The sequence below is a fragment of the Rhodothermales bacterium genome (assembly GCA_041391505.1).
In the GTDB taxonomy this organism is placed as follows: Bacteria; Bacteroidota; Rhodothermia; order Rhodothermales; family JAHQVL01; genus JAWKNW01.
This window is the reverse complement of sequence record JAWKNW010000009.1, coordinates 68082-89532: the sequence shown is the minus strand read 5'-3', so window position 1 is coordinate 89532 and position 21451 is coordinate 68082. Positions and strand designations below refer to the sequence as shown.

Genomic DNA, 21451 nt, shown 5'->3' with positions numbered 1-21451 from the left:
ATCGCATGAATCGGAGGCAACCCTTGCTTCGCCATACATCCCTGCTCCTGCTGCTGCTCGCCTTCACCGCCCTGTCGTGCGGGAAAAAAAGCGCGTCGACCGACGGCATGGAGGTCGAGACCGTCTCGCTCGACGTGCCGGCCGCCGCCGCGGCGTTTATCCCCACGCTCGAGGGGCCGCTTCGCCCGATCAGCGTCTCGCCATCCGGCAGCCTGCTACGGCTCCAGTCCGACCAGTCCATCGCGGTGACCTTCAGCCGCCCGATGGTGCCTGTCGGCGACGCGCCGGCCCCGGCGCCCGGGCAGATCACGATCGAGCCGGCCGTCGCCGGCGCCCTCCGCTGGGAAGGGACGCAGACGCTCGTTTTCCAGCCGGCCGCCCCCCTTCCGGTCAACACGGCCTTCGCGGCGACCCTGCATGCCGGCCTCGTCGCCCTGGACGGCGAGGCCCTCGCCGAACCCTATACCTGGACCTTCGAAACGCCCCGCCCCCGCCTCGTGTCGTCCAGTCCCTCGCCCTACGAACGGTTCGTCGACCCGTCCGCCGGCCTCTTCCTGACCTTCAACCAGGCCCTCGACCCCGGCGCCGCCCCGCGCTCGTTCAGCCTCCGGCGCCAGTCCAACGACGCGGACGTCGAGGTCCTCTTCCGGCTCGAGGCCGACAGCATCGCGGTCGTCACGCCGGCCGGACCGCTGGACCAGGGCGTCACGTACGTCGTGTCGATCGACGCCGGCCTCGCCGGCGCGCAGGGACACCTGGGCAGCGCGGAGCGCGCGGAGATCGTCTTCACCACCTATCCCGAACTCGCCTTCGTGCAGGTGTCGCAGGAGGATGAATATTACAATACGATCACCACGAACATGGATCCGGCGCAGGGCGTGACGCTCCAGTTCACGACGGAAGTCCGGTTCGGCGATCTCCGCCGTGCGTTGACGATCCAGCCGGCGCTGGACCTGCCGGCCGGTATCGAGGCGCGCGACGACGCCGTCAGCACCACGCACCGGCTGCCGCTTTCCTGGGCCCCGGAGACGTCGTACACGATCCGCGTCGACAGCCTGCGCGACGTGCACGGCCAGGTGCTCGCCACGGGCGCGCATCGGTTCGTGACCAAAGCCTACGTCCCCTCCGCGCGGATTCCCGAAGGCATCCTGGTGGTCGAGGCCGCGCAGCAGCCCGTGCTGCCGATGCACGTCACCAACGTCGAGACGGTCAGCTACGGTCTCGAACGGCTCGCCCAGGATCAGATCATCCCCAGCCTGCCCTCGTTCGACACCTGGCACTATTACGACACCGACGCGCAGACCGTCCGGCCGGCCGTCGCGGCGACGCAGAGCCGGCCCGTCGCCACGCAGCGCAACGTCCCCACGGTGCTGCCGTTCGACCTGTCGCCCGCGCTGACGAACGGCGTCGGCGTCGCCGGCGTGCAGGTGCTCGGGCCGGCGCGTGCGGGCCAGACGGACCGGCCTTCGTTCAAGGCGCTCGCGCAGGTCACCCGGATGGGCATCTCGGCCAAGTTCAGCCCGCACCAGAACGTGTTTTTCGTCACCGACCTCGCCACGGCGCAACCCGTCGCCGCCGCCGCCGTGACGCTGCGCGGGCAGGACAACCGGGTCTACTGGCAGGGCACGACCGACACCGAAGGCCGGGCGACCGGCCCCGGATGGCACGCGCTGGGCATGACCCACCCCGACGAGTGGTCGACGCCGATCCAGTACGCCTTCGTCGAGAAAGACGGCGACCTCGCCTTCACGGCCAGCCTGTTCGACGACGGACTGGAGCCCTATCGCTTCGGGATCTACACCGACTGGAATCCGGAGCCACTCGACCGGGAGGGAGTGCTGTTCACGGATCGCGGGTTGTACCGCGCCGGCGAAACGGCGAATTTCAAGGGCATATTCCGGCAAAAAACCGATGGCGACTGGACGGCTCTGCGCGATAGCCTCCATATCGAAATCGTCAGCCCGAGCGACGAGGTGGTCTTCCAGCAGGACATCCTGCCGGGCGCGATGGGCACGTTCGACTTCACCTGGGCCAGCCTCGAAAGCGCCACGCTGGGTTCGTACCGGATCACCGCCACCCTCACCGACCCAGGGCGCACCTACGTCGCCGAACACTACTTCAGGGTGGATGCCTTCCGGCGCGCGACGTTTTCGGTGGATGTGCGCGCCTCGTCGAACGCCTATGTCGCCGGCGACTTCTTCGAGGGCACCGTCACCGGCCGCTACCTGTTCGGCGCCGCCATGCAGGAGCAGCCGGCGCGCTACTACCTCCAGCGCAACACCACCTTTTACGCGCCGCCGGGGTACGACGGCTATCTGTTTTCGTCGTGGCGCGACCGCTACGGCGCCGACGGCATGATCGCGAGCGGCGATACGCTGCTGGACGCGGAAGGCCGGCTCGCCATCCGGGCCCAGCTCCCCGGCAATGAGCAGGGATTCCCCGCCCGGCTGTCGCTCTCCGCCGCCGTGACCGATCCGGCGCGGCAGGAAGGCGGCGGCGCGGCAGAAGCCATCCTCCATCCCGCCCTCTTCTATGTGGGCCTCAAGCCGCGCACGACGTTTCTGGATCTGAGCACGGAGCAACGCATGACGGTCGACCTCATCACGGTGGACCCGAACGGCCAGCCGGTGGGCGGCGCGGCCGTCGACGTGACCCTCATCCGGGAGCAATGGAACAGCGTCCGCGAGGTGGGCTCCGACGGACGCATGCGCTGGCGCAGCGAGCATGTCGAGGAAGTCAAACAGACCCAGACGATCCGCAGCCAGGCCGGCAAGGCCCAGCGGCTCGCATTTTCGATTGCGGAAGGGGGAAGCTATCTCGTGCGCGCGGAGAGCCGCGACCTGCGCGGCAACGCCGTCCGCACCGAGGCCTACTTCTATGCCACCGGTGCCGGCTACGTCGCCTGGCGCCGCAGCGACGACGACCGGATCGAGCTCATCCCCGAAAAAACGACGTATGCGCCCGGCGAGACGGCGCGCTTCATGGTGCAGTCGCCCTACGAAACCGCGACCGCGCTGGTCACCGTCGAACGGGAGGGCATCCTCTCCAGCCAGGTCATGACGCTCACAGGGAGCGCCCCGCAGATCGCAATCCCGATCACGGAAGCGCATCTGCCAAACATCTTCGTGAGCGTGATGCTGCTCACCGGGCGGACGGCCCCGCCCAGCGGCGCGAGCGATCCGGGCGCCCCCTCGTTCAAGATCGGGTACGCCGCCATCGACGTGGACACCGGCGAACGCCGGCTCGCTGTCGAGATCCTTCCGAATGCCGAGACGTATCGGCCCGGCGACGAGGTCGAGGTGGACCTGCGCCTCGTGGATGCCCGTGGCAACGGCGTGCAGGGTGAAGTGACCTTCAGCGCGGCGGACGCCGGCGTGCTCAACCTGATCGGCTACGCGCTGCCCGACCCGTTCGACACCTTCTACGGCGCCCGCCCGCTGGGTGTCACGACGAGCCAGACCCTCGCCAACCTGGTCAAGCAGCGCAACTTCGGTCTCAAGGAGATGGATGAAGGCGGCGGCGGCGGCGGCGACGAGGCGCAGCGCGGCGTGCGCAAGGACTTCCGGCCGCTCGCCCACTGGGCGCCGGCCATCCAGACCGACGAACGCGGCCGCGCCCGGGTGACGTTCAAACTCCCCGAGAGCCTCACCACCTTTCGCCTGATGGCGACCGCCCTCACGGCCGGCAACCAGTTCGGCAACGCGCAGAAAGACGTCGTCGTCACGAAGCCGCTGGTGCTCACACCCGCCCTGCCCCGCTTCGCGCGGCTCGGCGACCGGTTCGAGGCCGGCGTGCTCGTCACCAACACCACCGGCGCCGACGGTCCTGTCGCCGTATCGGTGGAGGCCCAGGGGCTCTCGCTCGCCGGCGAGACCAGCAAGACGGTGCAGATGGCCCGGGGCGAGACGCAGGAGGTGCGCTTCGACTGGAACGGCGACGCCGCCGGCGAGGCCACCCTTCGGTTCTCCGCCCGGCTCGGCGCGGAACAGGACGCCTTCGAGATCGGACTGCCCGTACAGCAGCCCACGATCAAGGCCACGCAGGCCACGTTCGCCTCGACGGACGACGCCGCGGACGAGGCCTTGCGGCTGCCGGCCGGTCTGATCCCCTCCCTCGGCGGATTCCAGGCGCGCGTCGCCAGCACCGCGCTGGTCGGACTGGAAGGCGCGGCCGAATACCTGTTCGAATACCCCTATGGATGCCTCGAACAGCGCACCTCGCGCATCCGCCCCCTGATCGCCGGCACCGAACTGCTCGACCTGTTCCAGGTGGACGTGCTCGGCGGGCAGCGCGACGCCCTCATCGGCGACTGGATTCAGAGCCTGCCGGCGTTCTGGACGGGCTCTGGCTTCACGCTCTGGCGCGGCGGGTCGTACGTCCATCCGTACGTGAGCGCGTACGTGGTGCTGGCGCTGGCCGAGGCCCGCGACGCCGGCTTCCGGATCCCCGAAGCCCTCACCGCCGACGCCGTCGAAGCCCTCGCCTCGGCGGTATCCAACGGGAGCCAGCGCCCCGAATACTACAGCGAGGCGGTGTGGAACGACACCCGGGCGCTGATGCTGTACGCCCTCGGCCGGCACAACCGCTTCCTGGACCAGGAAATCAACGACCTGGCGACGCGCGTCACCGCCGGCAATGCGCCGATCAGCATGGATGGACGCAGCCACCTCCTGCGGCTGCTCGTGCGCCGCAACGCGCCCCTCTTTGCGCGCCAGAAGCAGGCGCTGACCGAGAGCCTCGTCGCCGCGCTGCGCGTCGAAAGCACCACGGCGTACCTCACGGCCAGCGCGTCGCCGGCTACCGGGTGGATCTTCGCCAGCGACACGCGGTCGACCGCCTTCGGCCTCGCCGCGCTGATCGAGACGCGCCCGCCCGCGGAGACGCAGGTGCTCATCGAGCGGATGGTCCGCTACCTGCTCGAAACGCGCCGCGGAGACCACTGGGCGTCGACCCAGGAAAACGCGGCCGTCATCGACGCCTTCCGGCTGTACCGCGAGGCCTATGAAGACGTCTCCCCCGATTTTACCGCGAAGATCACGCTCGCCGGCCGCTCGATCCTCGAAGCCGCCTTCCAGGGCCGGAGCCTTGACACCGAGGATGCCGTCGCGGCCCTCACCGGATTGCCGGCGGGCGAGACGCTGCCGGTCCGGATCGAAAAAAGCGGGGACGGCCGGTTGTACTACACCCTGCGTCTGGAAACCTATTCGACCGAGCCGGCGGATGCCCTGGCGCAGGGCCTCAGCGTCGAGCGCCGCATCCAGCGGCTCGACGAGAGCGGCCAGCCCGTGGGGGCGATCGAGGTGACGGGCGGGAAGACGGTGACGCTCGACGCCGGCGAACTCGTCCGCGTGACGCTGCGGCTGACGAGCCCCGCTGACCGCAACTACGTGGTGCTCGACGACGCGCTACCCGCCGGCCTGGAGGCGCTCAACGACGCCTTCATCACCACCAACAGCCAGCTCACGCAAGATACGGGCAGCGACCGGTGGTGGGGATCCTTCAACCACACCGAGATCCGCGACGACCGCGTCGTGCTCTTCGCCGACTACCTCACGCGCGGCGAGCACACCTACACCTACGTGGCCCGCGCCACTACCCCGGGCACCTTCTCCCACCCCCCGGCGCAATCCGAACTCATGTACCAGCCCGAAATCAACGGCCGGACCGCCAGCGGAAGCCTCGTGGTGCGGTGAGGAATATTGGAAATCGGAAATCCGGGGTGTGATTACGCGGGTAGGCGAAGTGAGATCGGGATGCGGGATGCAGGATGCGGGATGCAGGATGTGGGATGCGGGATGCAGGATGCGGGATGCAGGATGCGGGATGCAGGATGCGGGATGCAGGATGCGGGATGCAGGATGTTTACCGAGCAACCGGTGACATGGATGGGGAATCCTGCATCCTGCATCCAAATATCCTGTATCCTGCATCCCCCATATCCTGCATTCTGCATCCCCGATATCCTGCATCCTGCATCTTATGCTCGAGGCGCAGAGGCATTAAGCATCACATCGTAAACCCTTGTTTTTGCATCAGATAATTTGCGATCTGCGATTTACATTTTGCAATCTCAACCCCTCTCAGTCCACGTCCTTGACCCCGTCGTAGCGCATCTTGTCGAGCTGTTTGATGTCTACGTCGCCGGCGACGTCGCGGAGTTTGTCGATGTCGACACCGCGGCCTTCGAGTTCGAGGACGAAGCGTTCGGCGACGAGGACGTGCATCGAGCAGCGGTCGCTGTCGCCGGCGCTGGTGCACGTCTCGTGCGCCGGATGGCCCTTGAACTCCCGCGTGCGCTCAAAGCCGTTGTCGTCCTCGCGGTCCACATCCAGATGGAGCCAGTTTAGTCCGAGCGTGGCGGCGTTTTTCAGGCTGCCCAGATCGGTGAGTTTGAGCGCGATTTCTTCCTCGCCGTCGCTCGACTGAAAGGTGCGTTCCACCGTGGAGATTTTGATGCCCAGCGCGCCGGCCCGCTCGCCGCTGTTGGCGGTCTGCTCCATCCCCCGGACCCGGTCCGGTATGAGTTCGCGCAGCTCGCGAAAATCGACGGGCGTCACCGCCGCCTCGCCGCCGATCGTACCGCCCAGCTCACCCAGCACCTTCCCCAGCTCCTGCATCGCCTCGCCGAGGTTTTCCGGATCCTCCCGGTCGGTCCGGCTGCGCTCTTCCCGCGCCGCGTCGCGTTCCGCGCGTTCGGAGAGGTCGCGTTCGGTGTGTTCATCGGACGCGTCCGCGCATCCGGCGCAGGCGATGAAGGCGAACAGGGTGATTACAATAACAGATTTCATGGTGACCTCCGGTTGCGAGCGAGTGCGTTAGAAGCGCTATACGTTCGGATACCCCGCGCAGGTTTCGCCGGCCGCGTACGCGCGTCGACCCGCACATCCCGATTTGCCCTGGCGCGGCCGGCTTAAGTTTTTCAGAAAGCTGCCGATACAGACGAATAGGCCAGAGCCTGGTCCCTACCCTACCCGACCCTACCTCGCTCCCTACCCGAGCGTACCTATGCAGCAAACCATCCTTGCGCTGGGTGCACTGATGATCACGATGCTGGTCACAGTCAATCAGCAGCATTCCATTTTTCGCGTGCAGCAACTGGGCTACGTGCGCGAACTCGAAAACGCGGCCATCGATTTCGGCACGCGGCAGCTGGAGCAGATCATGAACTCGACGGCGTTTGACGAAGTAACCGTCGGCGCCACCGAGATGACGTTCAGCGCCAGCGATTTTACTCGGCTAAACCAGTTGGGTCACGACGGCGGAGAGAACGGCAACAACAAAGCCACTTTTGACGATCTGGACGATTACGACGGGTTTGAGGAAGACGTCACTCACGTGATGAGCGCCGACACCTTCCAATTCCACATCGCCTACACGGTCGAATACCTCAACCCCAACGCGCCCAACACCACGCCGGCGAGTCCGACGTTTGCCAAACAGATTATGGCAACCATCGAGTCCGAAACGATGGTCGGCGACAAGCGCGCCCAGGTCGTGATGAAGCGCATCGCGATCGTCACCGACAGTTTTTAACCCCGAACTCCATGCAGGTCATTTTCGATCATATCGCGAGCCTCCTGGTAGCGAGCGTGGTGTTGCTGATCTTTGCGGTTCTCCAGCTCCGCGGCTCCCAGTCGCTCACGGAGACGTCCATCCACCAGATCGTGTATTCGGACGCCATCAACGCCGGCAGCATGCTGCAGCGCGATCTCGAAAATATGCGTACCGAAGAACAGACCGCCGAGGCCATTGCCCGGGGCGTGTACTCAGGGGGGATGGCGTACAGCTGCATGATGACGTCAAATGGCGATACCACCCAGGTACTGACGTTCCCCACGCTGGCCGACCCGGAAGGCGTCGGGGCACTCGCCGATCCGATGGACGCTCCGGTGCAGCTCGTGAGCTACGTGCTGGAACCGCTGGCCGATTCCGTGGCCGTCGATCGGGGTGCATCGATCGAATATTTCCCGCTCCACCGCATTAACCGCCTGGTCGGCGGCACGTTTACGGGCGCTTCCAAGGCGAACGTCATCGCCTTTAACGTCGGTCTCGCGTCGCGCGGGTCGGTCACGTTCGCAACAGGCAGCATGAACTGCCCGACCGATCTGGCCAAGGTACGCTTCGAGATCAAGACGGCGATCGACGGCGTGACGCATGTCACCGGCGACCAGCGATCCACCAGCCGATTGAACCTGAGCCGATATGCCACCACGGTCGATCTCACCAACTGGGAATAGCCGGCCGACTCGGCCTTTCATCTAAACATCAACCACAATGGGCAAAGGAGTTATTATCGGCGCAGTCGCCATGATGCTGATCTCCACCATGTTCCTGTACAATACGCAACTCGTCTCGCGCGAAACGGACCGGCGTCAGTACAGCAACATGAAAGACCAGGTTGCACGCGAACTGGCGCTTACGGGCCGCAAACTGATCCTCGCGTCCTGGGTAGAGAGCGGCGGCACGCGCAGTGCCGCTCCGTTTGCCGAGATCGAGCGTGATGGAGGCACCATCAGCGTCTCCGGCTACGACCTGGATTCCGATGTGCTGGACTTCACCGTCCGCGCCTCGTACCAGGGCGCCGTCCATGAAGTGCGCAGCAAATACCGGTGGAATACCTACGCAGTCAATCCGCTTCAGATCAAGGCGACGGACATCCACCTGACGGTGTCCCCCTGGGCCAACCTCGACATCGCCTCCATCACCCTGGACGACCAGTCCATCGAAGAATTGAATGAAGTGCTCATCAACGAGCTCCAACTCGGGAATGACCTCAGCGATTTCAACCTGAGTCTGGAGCAGATGCAGCAGGAACTCGAAACCAAGCTGGGCGAAAGCGGCAACGGCGATATCGACATCCAGATCATCGACCAGGCCGCGCGCGATCTGTACGATCAGCAAAACGGACTCTTTTTTCCGGACCAGGTACAGCAAGCCATCAATACCTTCATGGCGGATAACCCCAGTGCGGTGCAGCAGTTGAACATGCCCAACGCGATCGCCGACAACGCCATGCTGAACAACCCCGAGAAGGAGATCTACACGGTCGACCAGAGCCTGGAGCTCACCCATGATTTCTCCGGCAAGGGCATCCTGATCATCGACGGAAGCCTGATCGTCCCCGATGGCGTCAGCTTCGACTGGGAAGGCCTCGTTATTGTCCGGCCGCCTGTGTCCGACCTGCACGCCCAGATCGACCTGCAGGGCAACGTCACGCTGGACGGCAGCCTCATCGCCCTGCAGGAAGCCATCCCGAACAGCGGACATATGGATGTAACGATTTTCCGGGACACCGACGGTGCCTGGGGCACCCCTTACGGCAGCGAACAACTCATCCGAGGCTGGAGCTGGTGCACGTACCATACACACGATTTCACCGGACTGCGCGGCAATATGGTGCGCTTCTACGCGAACTCGGGCGGAGACCGTATTCACGAAAACGATGTCAAGTTCAATAACACCTTCAATCGAATCGGCAAGTCCGAGGAGTATTTCCTCGCCATCAAGAACGAAGCGGCGCACGGTCGAGGCATCCTGTCGCTTGAGGTTGACGGGCAGGATCGGACGAGTTATCCGGTGGCGCCGGGGTTCGACCCGACCTATGTCTCGGAGGGTAATCCGTTTCGGTCGACAGTCTTCACGGGCAACGACCTGAACTGGCTCGAGGTCGACATACGCCGGCTCAGTTCGCTCAAGAAGCTGTGGGACGATTCCGAAAACCCCTTCCCCGGCTGTACGCAGGATGGGGGGACGAGCGGTCCGCCCTGCGTCGGGCAGGACTACAATCGCCAGGGCGCCCTGACCTTCCAGCTTTTCCACAAGGACGGTTTTACGGATAAGCTCGTGTACGAAGCGTCGCTCTACTGGCACCGCCGCGAGGACGAGGAAGAAGAATTCGAACAGGAGATGGACGATCTCGTCAGCGAACTGCAATCGACGGACACCGGCCTGACCGTGAACTTCGGTGACAACGTCAATTTCACCACCAACCCCAATGCGATCGCCAAACTCGGCGCCTTCGGCGGCCTCCCCCTCGGCGTGACGCACCTCGGAACGTGGCACACCATGGTGGAAAGCGAGTAAAATCGCAAAACGTAAATCGTAAATCGTAAAATGCACAGGGGAACGAGTCCATCGCGATCGTTTCCCTTTGCATTTTTTGCGTTTTACATTTTGCGATTTACGATTTGCGATTCCCTACATATTCCGCCTGTACTGCCCCCCTACTTCGAACAGCGCCTCGGTGATCTGACCCAGCGAGCAGGTTTTTACGGTTTCCATCAGCACGGCGAACAGGTTGTCGCCCTGGCGGGCGGCGCGCTGGAGCCTGGCGAGGGCGTCGCCGGCGCGGCCGGCGTTGCGCTCCTGGAACGCCTCCAGGTTGGCGATCTGCTGGCGTTTCTCGGCTTCGCTCGACCGCATGAGGGCGACCGGCTCCTCCCCGGGCGCGTCGACGGACGCCTCGGCGCGCGGCAGAAACGTATTGACGCCGATGACGGGAATGTCGCCGGCGTGCTTGAGCCGCTCGTAATGCATCGACTCTTCCTGGATCTTGCCGCGCTGGTACATCGTCTCCATCGCCCCCAGGACGCCGCCGCGTTCGTTGATCCGCTCGAATTCCGTCAACACGGCCTCCTCCACCAGATCGGTCAGTTCCTCCACGATAAAGGCCCCCTGCAGCGGGTTCTCGTTTTTGGTCAGCCCCAGTTCCTTGTTAATGATCAACTGGATGGCCATCGCGCGGCGCACCGATTCTTCGGTCGGCGTCGTGATCGCCTCGTCGTACGCGTTCGTATGGAGTGAATTGCAGTTGTCGTAGATGGCAATGAGCGCCTGGAGGGTGGTCCGGATATCGTTGAACTGGATCTCGCGCGCGTGCAGGCTCCGGCCCGAGGTCTGGATGTGGTACTTGAGCTTCTGGCTGCGTTCGTTCGCACCGTACCGCTCCCGCATCAGCACCGCCCAGATACGCCGGGCGACGCGGCCGATCACGCTGTATTCGGGGTCGAGTCCGTTCGAGAAGAAAAACGACAGGTTGGGCGCAAAATCGTCGATCTTCATCCCCCGCGAGAGGTAGTACTCGACGTACGTGATCCCGTTGGCGAGCGTGAAGGCGAGCTGCGAAATCGGGTTCGCGCCGGCTTCCGCGATGTGGTAGCCGGAGATCGAGACCGAATAATAATTGCGCACCCCCCGCTCGATGAAATACTGCTGCACGTCACCCATCATGCGCAGCGCGAACTCCGTCGAGAAGATACACGTGTTCTGGGCCTGATCTTCCTTGAGGATATCTGCCTGCACGGTGCCGCGGACGGTCTGCAGGGCCACCTTGCGGATCGTGTCGTATTCGTCCTGCGTGAGGAGTCCGAGGCCTATCAGGTCGGAGCCGGCGACGCCCAGGAGCCCGAGCCCGGTCCCGTCGTGCCCCTCGGGCAATTCGTCTTCTTCCCCACCGGGCCCGAACGGCACGTACGACGGCGCCCCGGCGCCGAGATAGTCTGCGATGCCGGCCCGCGCGATGTCCCAGCGCCCCTCGGCCTTGAGGTAGCGCTCCACCTGCTGGTCGATGGCCGTATTCATAAACATGGCGAGCAGCATCGGGGCCGGGCCGTTGATCGTCATGGATACGCTGGTCGCCGGGTCGCAGAGGTCGAAGCCGGAATACAGCTTCTTCATGTCGTCGAGCGTGCAGATCGACACGCCGGCGTTGCCCACTTTGCCGTAAATATCCGGGCGGGTATGGGGGTCGAAGCCATAGAGCGTGACGGAGTCGAACGCGGTCGACAGCCGGCGCGCCGGCATGCCGGCGGAGACGAGGTGGAATCGCCGGTTGGTCCGCTCCGGAGCGCCTTCGCCGGCGAACATGCGCGTCGGGTCTTCGTTGGCGCGCTTGAACGGAAACACGCCGGCGGTATACGGGAAGTACCCGGGCACATTTTCGGTGAGGGCGAAACGGAGCCGCTCGCCCGGGTCTTCCGTACGCGGCAGCGCGACGCGCGGGATCCGGGTGCCGGAGAGCGACTCGGCGTAGAGCGGGACCGTGATCGACTGGTCGCGCACGGTGTAGGTGAATGCATCCTGGCGATACTGCTCGGCCAGCGCATCCCAGGCGGTCAGGATCTGTTTGGAGCGGGCATCGAGCTTGTCCCACCAGTGCCGTTCCATCTGCTCGAGCCGTTCGAGCAGCACGGCGCGATCGTCCGGCGCCCACTGCCCTACCTGCGCGATCACGCCGCGGGCTTCGCCCCACTTGCGCGCGATGCGCACCTGTTCCTCGGCATTGGAGCGGTAGGCGCGGCACGTGTCCGCCACATCGCCGAGATAACGTTGCCGGCGGGGCGGGATGATGGCGCGATCCGCGATCTCGGCTTCGTCGGGCAGGGTCTCGTGGCCATAGACGCTCGACGGGCGGTTGAAGTCAAACCGTCCGTTCAACGTGTCGAGCAGGGCGAGATACAGCCGCGTCACGCCCGGATCGTTGAACTGGGAAGCCATCGTCGGGTACACGGGCAGCTTGTCGGGAGGCGTCTCCCAGAGCCGGCGGTTGCGCTGGAACTGCTTGCGGATGTCGCGCAACCCGTCCTGGCTTCCGCGCTTCTCGAACTTGTTGAGGACGACAAAATCCGCCACATCCAGCATCCCGATCTTTTCGAGCTGCGTGGGCGCGCCGAAGTCGTGCGTCATCACGTAGATAGACAGATCGGTGAGGTCGGTGATCTCGGTGTCGCTCTGGCCGATGCCGGCCGTTTCGAGGATGATGAGGTCGTAGCCGGCCACCTGGCACACGTGAATGCTGTCGAGCAACGCCTGTGAGGTGGCCCGGTGGGCCTGGCGCGTGGCAAAGGAGCGCATGTAGACGCGTTCCGTGTGCTGTCCGTAGATCGCGTTCATCCGGATCCGGTCCCCGAGGAGCGCGCCACCGGTGCTGCGCTTGGTCGGGTCGACGGACAGCACCGCGATCTGGAGGTCCGAAAAATCCGTCAGAAAGCGGCGGACGAGTTCGTCGGTCAGCGTCGACTTGCCGGCGCCGCCGGTGCCCGTGATCCCCACCACCGGCGCATGATGCGCCGCCTCTTCGATCATCCCGAGCCAGGACAGTTCGAGGGTGTCGTCGCCGGCCGGCACCGCGTTCATCGCGTGCGACTCGACCGCCGTCAGCGCGCGCGCGATGACCGCGGGGCGCCGGTCGCGGATCTGCTCCCAGGCGCCGTTGAGCGATACGGCCGGGGCGTCGCACGCCTCGAGCATGTAATCGATCATCCCCTGCAGCCCCATCCGCATGCCGTCGTCGGGCGAGAAGATCCGCGCAATGCCGTAGGCCTCCAGACGCTCGATTTCCGCCGGCACGATCACGCCGCCGCCGCCGCCGAAGATCTTGATGTGGCCGGCGTTCCGCTGCTTGAGGAGATCGTACATGTACATGAAGTACTCGACGTGGCCTCCCTGGTAGGACGAGATCGCAATCCCCTGCGCGTCCTCCTGGATGGCCGTATCCACGATTTCGCGGACAGACCGGTTGTGCCCGAGATGGATCACCTCGGCGCCGGACTGCTGCAGCATGCGGCGGATGATATTGATGGCCGCGTCGTGGCCATCAAACAGACTTGCGGCGGTAACGAAACGGATGGGGTGTTTCGGTTTGTAGGGTTGCTCTTCCATGATCAATACAAACGCTAGGGAGCGGCCTGAAAAGCGACCGAGACATAATAGGCGTCACGTTTCTCGAAACGCGCCTGCCAGAGCTGCTGTTCTTTCACCGTGACCGTCGCGCGCCCCGCCGGCGGATCGAGGTCCACCTTGAGGTGTTTGGGCGACGTGCGGAAGCCCGTGCGCATCGCTTTCAGCACGGCTTCCTTGAGCGTCCACACCAGGATGAGCGTGTCATCCGGATCGCCCGTGTCGAGCAGGAGTTTCTCGCCCGGATGCAGCAAAAACCCGGGCAAGCCGGCATGGCGGGGCTGGACGCGTTCGATATCGACCCCGATCGGGCCCGCGGCGTTGATCGCCGCGACGGCGCGATCGCCTGAATGGGCGACGGAGGCGCCCCAACCGGTCGCCGGCAATTCGACGGCGCCGTCGTCCGCCACGCGAACCGGGAAGGTCACCGGCTCGCCCTCGAAACGGTCGGCCAGCAGGGTTCTCAGGGCGACCCGGCCGAGCAGAAATTCGCGCCGGCGCTTTTCCAGGCCAAAGCGTTCCCACCGATCAAGTTCCTCCGGAGCGAGGAAGCGCGCCGCCGCGTCCGGGGGGACGCCGGCGTCGGTTACCGAGTGAACGTATATGCCTTCGGGTAAGTCCATCGCGGGCAGAAGATCGAAAGGGCAACGCATGCGTTGCCCTTTCGTGTCATTCGCAATACGTCGGACCGATCACGAAGCCGCCGCGAAGTTCTTGGCGACCGTGTCCCAGTCCACGACGTTCCAGAACGCACCGATGTAGTCGGGCCGGCGATTCTGATAATTCAGGTAGTAGGCATGCTCCCACACATCGATGCCGAGAATCGGACGATCGCCCTGCATCAGCGGGCTGTCCTGATTCGCCGTGCTGTATACCTGGAGCTTGCCGCTCTTGTCCACCACCAGCCACGCCCAGCCGCTGCCGAAACGGGTGGCCGCGGCCTTGGCGAAAGCGTCCTTGAACGCGTCGAACGAACCGAAGGCGCTCGTGATGGCGTTGCCCAGGGCGCCGCTCGGCGCGCCGCCGCCGTTGGGGGACATCACGGTCCAGAACAGGCTGTGGTTGGCATGTCCGCCGCCGTTGTTGCGCACGGCGACGCGGATCGCTTCGGGCACCTGGTCGATGCCGCGCAGCAGCGCCTCGAGGGACTTGCCCTGCAGGTCGGCGTGGCCTTCGAGCGCGGCGTTGAGATTGTTCACGTAGCCCTGATGGTGCTTGCCGTGGTGAATCTGCATCGTCCGTGCATCGATATGCGGTTCAAGCGCGTCGTGGGCGTAGGGTAGGTCGGGAAGCACAAAGGCCATAATTCTCCTCGAAAGTTGATTATCGGTACCGTCAGAGTGCAACTGGTACGTACGAACGACGATCCTGTTCTGAGAGAAGGGCTTACGGGATGCCCCGACCGGTCACCGGGAAGGCCGGCATCCGCGGACCTCCGGGGCACGGGCAAAAAAAAAGCCCGCCGAAGCGGGCCTGGTTGTACCGAATTGCTTATGCGGCAACCGGCGAACCATTTGTCCGCACTTCCGGGGACGCCACCGGCGTCGCGGGCGTTGCAACCGTCTTTTTGACACGGGTGCGGCGCGGGGTAACGGATTTGGCGCGCGCCTTCTTCGGAGCGGCAGCCTTCTTCGGAGCGGCAGCCTTCTTCGGAGCCGCAGCCTTCGGCGCAGCCGCCTTCTTCGGAGCAGCAGCCTTCGGCGCAGCCGCCTTCTTCGGAGCAGCGGCCTTCTTCGGAGCAGCAGCCTTCTTCGGAGCAGCAGCCTTCTTCGGAGCAGCAGCCTTCGGAGCGGCAGCCTTCTTCGGAGCCGCAGCCTTCGGAGCCGCAGCCTTCTTCGGAGCAGCAGCCTTCGGAGCCGCAGCCTTCTTCGGAGCCGCAGCCTTCTTGGCGGCGGCCTTCTTCGGCTTCGCGCTGGCCTTGACCGGCGCCGTGTAGCGACCGATGAGGAGGGACTTGTTGCCCTTCGATTCACCGCCCACCGTCTTGCTCATGGCGTAGAAGCCCTTCGCCGGCACGAGGCCTTTCTCACGAAACTTCTTCTGGATGCTCGTGATGACGTTTTCCGGAAGTTCGATCACTTCCAGGCTTTCGCCCGGAGCGAGTTCGCGAGCGGCCGCGACGTAGCGGTCGTATTTGCTGGCGCCAGTCACGGAGAACTTACCGTAAAGCTCCTGCGAGCGACGTTTCGAAACCCGCTTCGGAGCAGGTAATTCTTCAGGTTTAATCCGACTCATGGTTAGATCGATTTTGTGATCGGGGTGTCAAACTAACCAGAGGTATCGGCACCGCAGCGAGTACTTAAATAACGCCGGCAGATACCGCATCGAAACGCCACGGAGCCGGGGGATGAAGGACGCGGGATTCTCCCCGCAAACCCCGGGTTTTTGACGCGAGATCCGGCCCCGTTTATCCCGGGCCGCATGCGCCTCGCTCGGTGGGCAGAAGGGTCGGTTAAATAGGGAGACGCTTAGCGAGCGGCGGCGCGGACAACCACGAGGCGACGAGGGAGACGCAGGAGGCAAGATGCAGGATTTATCCCGAAAATCCGTGTTTTTGACCGGCGAGCCGGCATCCCTGTACCCGGCATCCGAACCTCCTCGCGCGGGCGAGATGCCGGCGCACGAGGTCGGTTACTTCGCGATCGTGTCGAGCATCAGGCGGCGGTCGCGGGGGGAGAGTTGCCCTTTGCGGACGAGTTCATTGAGGGCCTGCTCCACGGCGGTATAATCGGTATCCCCGCCGGCATCGGGTCGGCGATCGTCCATCTCGCGGGCGGCGACCCGATTGAGCGCTTCTTCCAGAAACCGGGTGACGTAGGTGGCGGCTTCGGGTTTGCCGGAAAAGTCGATCGCCAGTTCGATCGTCGCGCGGCCGCGGTTGACGTCGAGTTCGAGCTTTTGCCCCCCCATCAGTTTCCGCTTGGGGCGTACGGCGACCAGATCGGTGTAGAGGACTTCATGCGCCGGCTCGAGGTTGTTGTTCTGAAACACGACCCGGTCGGCCGTGAACACCGCGCCGTCTTTCCCCGATCCCAGCAGCGTCGCGTCGTACAGGGCGATGACCTCGCTGTGATGGAGCTTCTTCGCGTAGTCGGCCAGCGCGTTCTGCACTTTTTTCGACGGGATGTCGGGCGCCACGTAGAGCCCGACGGTCGGATCGTGGGGGATGAGATCCCGGATGAGTGATTCCATGTTGCTACCGACCGAAGCGACTCAGTGAACGACGACCCACCCGCTGTAAAACACGACCCAGATTATCAGGAAGATCGGGATGAGCACCGGGACGGAGTAGCGGGCCACATAGGCAAAAAACGAGGGCGTACGGACGCCATTGCCCTCGGCGATGGCCTTCACCATGAAGTTGGGCGCATTCCCGATGTACGTCAGCGCCCCGAAGAATACGGCCGCCACGGAGATGGCCTGGAGGTAATACCACGAGAGCTCGCCGCCCATGTCGACCGCCGCGAAGTGCTTCACGTCCATCGCCACATTGACGTCGAGCCCGAACTTGCCCATGGCCGCGGAGACAAAGTTGAGGTAGGTAGGCGCGTTATCCAGGATGCCCGAGAGCGAACCTGTACCCCAGTAGAAGACGCTGACGCCGAGGGAGTCCGCGTTCTCGCGGGCGAAGCTGCTGATCAGCTGCAACGCCGGCTGCATCGTCGCGAAAATCCCCAGGAACAGCCACGCCACCTCCCGGATGGGCTCGAACGAAAAGTCGTTCTGCTCGAGGCATTCCTTGTCCGCGAACCGGTAGGCGAGGAAGGCCACGCCGAACATGAGCAGTTCGCGGATGCCGATCGGAATGTGGAAACTCTCGTGCAGGTCCGGCACGAACGGCAGCACGTTCGGATCCACGAACACCAGCACGATGATGATGGCGACCCAGATGAAATTGAACTTGCCGCGGATGCTGACCGTCGGCTTCGTGGGGTCGGGCGTGGGCCCCTGGTCTTTGTTGCGGGAGTCGAGCACATAAAAGACCAGCAGCACCATGGCGGTGGCCGGCAGCCAGATGTACCAGACGTGCGTCAGCGTCCAGAAAAACGGCACGCCGCGCAGGAAGCCCAGGAAAAGCGGCGGATCGCCGATGGGCGTGAGCGCCCCGCCGATATTCGCCACGATAAAAATGAAAAAGACGATGTGATACGCCCGGATGCGACCGGCGTTGAGCCGCATGTAGCTCCGGATGAACAGCATCGCCGACCCCGTCGTTGCGATCAGGTTGGCGACCAGCGCGCCCACGAACAACAGCAGCACATTGTTGAGCGGCGTGCTCCGGGCGTTGATATTCAGAAAGATGCCGCTCGCGGCGATAAACAGCGAGGCCACCAGCGCGATGAACGAGAAATATTCCTCGATCGCATGGAGCAGCGGCGACACGTTGGAGGTCGCGATGTAGTAGCCGGCGACCAGCAGCCCGAGCGCGATCGAATAGCGGGGGTAGTTGTGATGCCAGTGGTGCGAATAAAAAATCGGCCCCGTCGCGATCATGATCAGGAGGAGCACGAACGGGATGATGAGCCACTGGGGCGGGTCGACGTGCGCATGGGCCTGAGCGGCCGCATGGGCTTCCTCGGTCGCCGGCGCCTCCTGCGTCGCCGCGTACGCCGGCGCACTCAGGACAAACACGGATAACAGGACGATGAGCGCCAGAGCGAACACACGCTGGCTCGGCACGAGCCATCTCGATCCAGATAGGCGATCCATACGCACAGACTAATCCATCAGGGAAAGGGTGGGGAGAGCGTCCAATCCTGCGATCGGAACCCTGAATGGCCGGCGACACGCCTTGCCGGGGCAAAAGCAGCTCCCGTCAACATATGGAACAGGGAGCACGTCGACCGGGGAGCAGCGCGGTGTCGCTTTCCAACGCAACTGGCTGTGCATGGGGCCAAAACAGGTAGGTGGTGGTGTCCGGTTCGGAATATATAGGATGGATTTATCAGATGCATCGCCCAGCATGAGAAAGCGCTTCGATCCCTGTTAAATCGAAGCAAAAGTTTGGGCAGAACTGCCTAAACCGCCTTCTCCGCCGCTTCCACGGTCTGCGCCATCAGCGTCGCGATCGTCATCGGCCCCACCCCGCCGGGCACCGGGGTGTACGCCGCGCAGCGATCCACGACCGCTTGCAGTTCGATGTCGCCGACGGGGCCCGGATTGTAGCCGGCATCCACCACGACGGCGCCGTCCTTGATCCATTCCCCCCGGATAAACTCCGGCCGGCCGACGGCGCCCACGACGATGTCCGCCTGGCGCACGAGCGACGGCAGGTCCCGCGTGCGCGAATGGCAGATCGTGACCGTGGCGTTCGCGTTGAGCAGCATGAAGGCCATCGGCTTCCCGAGGATCGGACTGCGGCCGACGACCACCGCGTGTTTTCCTTCCATCGGAATCTCGTAATGCTGCAGCAGCCGCATGATGCCCGCCGGCGTCGCCGAGCCGAACGCGTCCTCGTTCATCGCCATCCGCCCGAATCCCAGCGTCGTGACGCCGTCCACGTCCTTCCCGAGCGCGATGCGGTCGAAACACGCCCGCTCGTCGATCTGCGCCGGCACCGGATGCTGGAGGAGGATGCCGTGCACATTGGCGTCCGCGTTGAGCCGGTCGATCTCGGCCAGCAGCTGCTCCGTCGTCGTCGACTCGGGCAGGATGACCCGCTCCGATGTCATGCCGATTCGCTCACACGCGTTGCCCTTCATCCGCACGTAGGTGGCGGAGGCGGGGTCGTCGCCGACGAGGATCGTCGCCAGGATGGGCGTCCGTCCGTTCGTTCGTGCCTTGATGCGTTCGACGCGGGCGGAGAGATCCGCTTCCATGTGCCGCGCGAGCGCTTTCCCATCGAGTATGATTCCTGACATGGCGTCGTCTCGGGTCCGTGTTGATCGCCGGCATCCGCCCGGCCTCGGATCGGCGCGCGGCGAAGGGGCCGGCATCCGGCGAGGTGTATCCCGCCCCGCCCGGAAAATACTCGAAAACGAACCCGGGGCAAACCGCTTAACCGATTCTCCTCAGCCCTGCACCGCCGTGGAAAAACCGGCGATCGCCTCGACGACCCGATCGGTGAACAGGCCGGCGTCCTGCTCCTCGTCCCAGTTCTCCTGCCGGATGGATTCCTGATGGGTAAAAAGCCAGTGCACCAGCAGGCGCACCTCCTCGATTTCCGGCTTCAGGTAGGACTCCGGCCGGTGCGCGTCCTCCTCGAAGGCGCTGCGGACGAAGGCGCGGATCCGCTCCAATTCGCCGAGGTCGAGCGGGGTCGCGCAGATCATGGAACGGACGAGCCGGCCATAGCGAATCGCCATCACCAGCCGCCGGCCGCCGCCGGGTTCGTCGGACACGACCACCGCATGGTGCTCCATCACGGGGGCGGCGATGCACCGCTGCCGGTCGAGCAGCCGGGTGACGAGTTCGAGGAGGTCCCGGTAGCGGGCGGCATCCTCGAACTGCATCTCGCGGGACGCGCGCCGCATCGCCTCGTCGAGAAACGGGATGACCGAGGCGTCCTGGCCGGCGAGAAACGCGCGCACCTGCTCGACCTGCTTCCGGTAGGTCGCGGCGTCCACCTGCCCCTCGCACGGGGCCTGGCAGCGTCCGATTTCGGCATAGAGGCACGACTGCCCCGCCCCGAACGCGGTGTCGGTACAGGGCCGGACGAGGTACCACCGCTCCACGAGGTCGACGATCATCTCGGCCTCGCGCCGGCTCGCCAAGGGCCCGAAATACGTCGCCCCGTCGTCCACCAGGATCGGGCTCACCGTCAGCCGCGGAAACGCCGCGGTCTCGTCGATGCGCAAGAACTGCCGATGCTTGTAGCGCAGCTGCGCCTGGTTAAAACGGGGCGTCAGCTTCTTGATCTGGCGGGATTCGTGGATCAGCGCCTCCAGTTCGGACGTCATCTCTTCCCAGACCACGTCCTGCACGATGTCGATCATCGTCCGCAACCGGGCGTTGTGGGCCTCGATCGACGTGAAATAACTGCGCACCCGCGACTGCAGGCTTTTCGCCTTTCCCACATAGATGATCCGTCCCTGGGCGTCCTTCATGTAATAGACGCCCGGACGATCGGGCAGCAGCCGCAGCTTCTCGGTCAGTGCGCCGCGGGCACCGCTCATCGGGGATGGCCGGCCGTACGTGCGAAACTGGAAGGCGAGCAGTTCCTCCAGGGATTCGATCCCGTATTCGTAGGTCACGCGCCGCAGGAAACGGATCAGCACCTCCGCCGTGGCCAGGGCGTCGCCGAGCGCGCGGTGGCGACCCTCCACGGTGATGTTGTAAAACGCGGCGAGCCCGCTCAGCCCCTTCGATCGCAGCCCGCGCAGCAGCCGCCGGGCGAGGCGCAGCGTGCAGAGCGTGGGCACCTCCAGCTGGGGCCGGCCGATGCGGCGCAGCTCCGCGTTGATGAACCCGAGATCGAACGACAGATTGTGCGCGACGAGCACGCCGTCCCCGAGAAACGCCAGATACGACGGGAGCACGGCCTGCACGTTCGGCTGGTCGAACACCATCCCGGTCGTGATGCCCGTCAACCGCGTGATGCGGGACGGGATCGACCGGCCCGGGTTGATGAGCTGCGCGTACCGGTCGACGATCCGGCCGTCCACGACTTTCACCGCGGCGATTTCGATGATCCGGCCGTCATCCGCCTGGTGACCGGTGGTCTCGGTGTCGGTTACGATAAACGGAATGCCGGAAAACGACATACGACTGCTTCCTTTGGGGCCGGCGCGTGCACGAGATATACAGGGAATCCTGACGGATGGTGAACACAGGA

The 21451-nt window shown here is 64.6% G+C and carries 13 protein-coding genes; 4 read left to right on the top strand and 9 right to left on the bottom strand.

What is annotated here, in order from left to right; translation table 11 throughout:
* The first annotated feature begins 23 nt into the window (after positions 1–23).
* Positions 24–5693 carry an Ig-like domain-containing protein gene (locus R2834_10850; GenBank protein MEZ4700818.1) on the top strand — a complete coding sequence of 1890 codons (5670 nt, stop codon included), beginning with the start codon at positions 24–26 and terminating at the stop codon, positions 5691–5693.
* A 387-nt stretch (positions 5694–6080) separates the two neighbouring features.
* On the opposite strand, the gene R2834_10845 is transcribed toward R2834_10850, so the two are convergent.
* Positions 6081–6788, bottom strand: coding sequence for a hypothetical protein (locus R2834_10845; GenBank protein ID MEZ4700817.1), 708 nt, complete (start codon positions 6786–6788; stop codon positions 6081–6083).
* 217 nt (positions 6789–7005) lie between these two features.
* Between R2834_10845 and R2834_10840 the strand changes: the two genes are divergently transcribed.
* The 3 genes from R2834_10840 (at position 7006) to R2834_10830 (ending at position 10083) form a co-directional block, all read left to right on the top strand.
* Positions 7006–7533: a hypothetical protein gene (locus R2834_10840; protein MEZ4700816.1), complete on the top strand. Its 528-nt coding sequence runs from the start codon at positions 7006–7008 to the stop codon at positions 7531–7533.
* A gap of 11 nt (positions 7534–7544) precedes the next feature.
* Positions 7545–8237 carry a hypothetical protein gene (locus tag R2834_10835; GenBank protein MEZ4700815.1) on the top strand — a complete coding sequence of 231 codons (693 nt, stop codon included), beginning with the start codon at positions 7545–7547 and terminating at the stop codon, positions 8235–8237.
* 70 nt (positions 8238–8307) lie between these two features.
* Entirely contained in the window at positions 8308–10083 is a 1776-nt protein-coding gene (locus R2834_10830) for a hypothetical protein (protein MEZ4700814.1), read from the top strand.
* A gap of 114 nt (positions 10084–10197) precedes the next feature.
* Here R2834_10830 and R2834_10825 read toward each other — a convergent pair whose 3' ends face one another.
* From R2834_10825 to R2834_10790, 8 genes are all read right to left on the bottom strand, one after another.
* The gene (locus R2834_10825) at positions 10198–13659 is read right to left on the bottom strand and encodes a methylmalonyl-CoA mutase family protein (protein MEZ4700813.1); all 3462 of its coding nucleotides are present in this window, start codon (positions 13657–13659) and stop codon (positions 10198–10200) included.
* 14 nt (positions 13660–13673) lie between these two features.
* The gene (locus R2834_10820) at positions 13674–14300 is read right to left on the bottom strand and encodes a 4'-phosphopantetheinyl transferase superfamily protein (protein MEZ4700812.1); all 627 of its coding nucleotides are present in this window, start codon (positions 14298–14300) and stop codon (positions 13674–13676) included.
* Between the two features lie 69 nt (positions 14301–14369).
* Complete coding sequence (locus R2834_10815; protein ID MEZ4700811.1) at positions 14370–14981, bottom strand: superoxide dismutase; 612 nt, start codon at positions 14979–14981, stop codon at positions 14370–14372.
* A 187-nt stretch (positions 14982–15168) separates the two neighbouring features.
* Complete coding sequence (locus R2834_10810; GenBank protein ID MEZ4700810.1) at positions 15169–15912, bottom strand: hypothetical protein; 744 nt, start codon at positions 15910–15912, stop codon at positions 15169–15171.
* A 396-nt stretch (positions 15913–16308) separates the two neighbouring features.
* Positions 16309–16869 (bottom strand): hypothetical protein, encoded by a 561-nt coding sequence (locus tag R2834_10805; GenBank protein ID MEZ4700809.1) that lies wholly within the window; start codon positions 16867–16869, stop codon positions 16309–16311.
* 21 nt (positions 16870–16890) lie between these two features.
* Complete coding sequence (locus tag R2834_10800; protein ID MEZ4700808.1) at positions 16891–18387, bottom strand: sodium:proton antiporter; 1497 nt, start codon at positions 18385–18387, stop codon at positions 16891–16893.
* A gap of 308 nt (positions 18388–18695) precedes the next feature.
* Positions 18696–19538, bottom strand: a complete 843-nt coding sequence (gene folD, locus R2834_10795; protein ID MEZ4700807.1) for a bifunctional methylenetetrahydrofolate dehydrogenase/methenyltetrahydrofolate cyclohydrolase FolD — start codon at positions 19536–19538, stop codon at positions 18696–18698.
* Positions 19539–19688: 150 nt separating this feature from the next.
* Positions 19689–21380 (bottom strand): DEDD exonuclease domain-containing protein, encoded by a 1692-nt coding sequence (locus R2834_10790; GenBank protein MEZ4700806.1) that lies wholly within the window; start codon positions 21378–21380, stop codon positions 19689–19691.
* Positions 21381–21451 lie beyond the last annotated feature (71 nt).

What these genes read in the sequence shown, in the direction of transcription:
- R2834_10845 (MEZ4700817.1), bottom strand. Translation starts at nt 6,788, where the DNA reads ATGAAATCTGTTATTGTAATCACCCTGTTCGCCTTCATCGCCTGCGCC.
- R2834_10840 (MEZ4700816.1), top strand. Translation starts at nt 7,006, where the DNA reads ATGCAGCAAACCATCCTTGCGCTGGGTGCACTGATGATCACGATGCTG.
- R2834_10835 (MEZ4700815.1), top strand. Translation starts at nt 7,545, where the DNA reads ATGCAGGTCATTTTCGATCATATCGCGAGCCTCCTGGTAGCGAGCGTG.
- R2834_10830 (MEZ4700814.1), top strand. Translation starts at nt 8,308, where the DNA reads ATGATGCTGATCTCCACCATGTTCCTGTACAATACGCAACTCGTCTCG.
- R2834_10825 (MEZ4700813.1), bottom strand. Translation starts at nt 13,659, where the DNA reads ATGGAAGAGCAACCCTACAAACCGAAACACCCCATCCGTTTCGTTACC.
- R2834_10820 (MEZ4700812.1), bottom strand. Translation starts at nt 14,300, where the DNA reads ATGGACTTACCCGAAGGCATATACGTTCACTCGGTAACCGACGCCGGC.
- R2834_10815 (MEZ4700811.1), bottom strand. Translation starts at nt 14,981, where the DNA reads ATGGCCTTTGTGCTTCCCGACCTACCCTACGCCCACGACGCGCTTGAA.
- R2834_10810 (MEZ4700810.1), bottom strand. Translation starts at nt 15,912, where the DNA reads ATGAGTCGGATTAAACCTGAAGAATTACCTGCTCCGAAGCGGGTTTCG.
- R2834_10805 (MEZ4700809.1), bottom strand. Translation starts at nt 16,869, where the DNA reads ATGGAATCACTCATCCGGGATCTCATCCCCCACGATCCGACCGTCGGG.
- R2834_10800 (MEZ4700808.1), bottom strand. Translation starts at nt 18,387, where the DNA reads ATGGATCGCCTATCTGGATCGAGATGGCTCGTGCCGAGCCAGCGTGTG.
- folD (MEZ4700807.1), bottom strand. Translation starts at nt 19,538, where the DNA reads ATGTCAGGAATCATACTCGATGGGAAAGCGCTCGCGCGGCACATGGAA.
- R2834_10790 (MEZ4700806.1), bottom strand. Translation starts at nt 21,380, where the DNA reads ATGTCGTTTTCCGGCATTCCGTTTATCGTAACCGACACCGAGACCACC.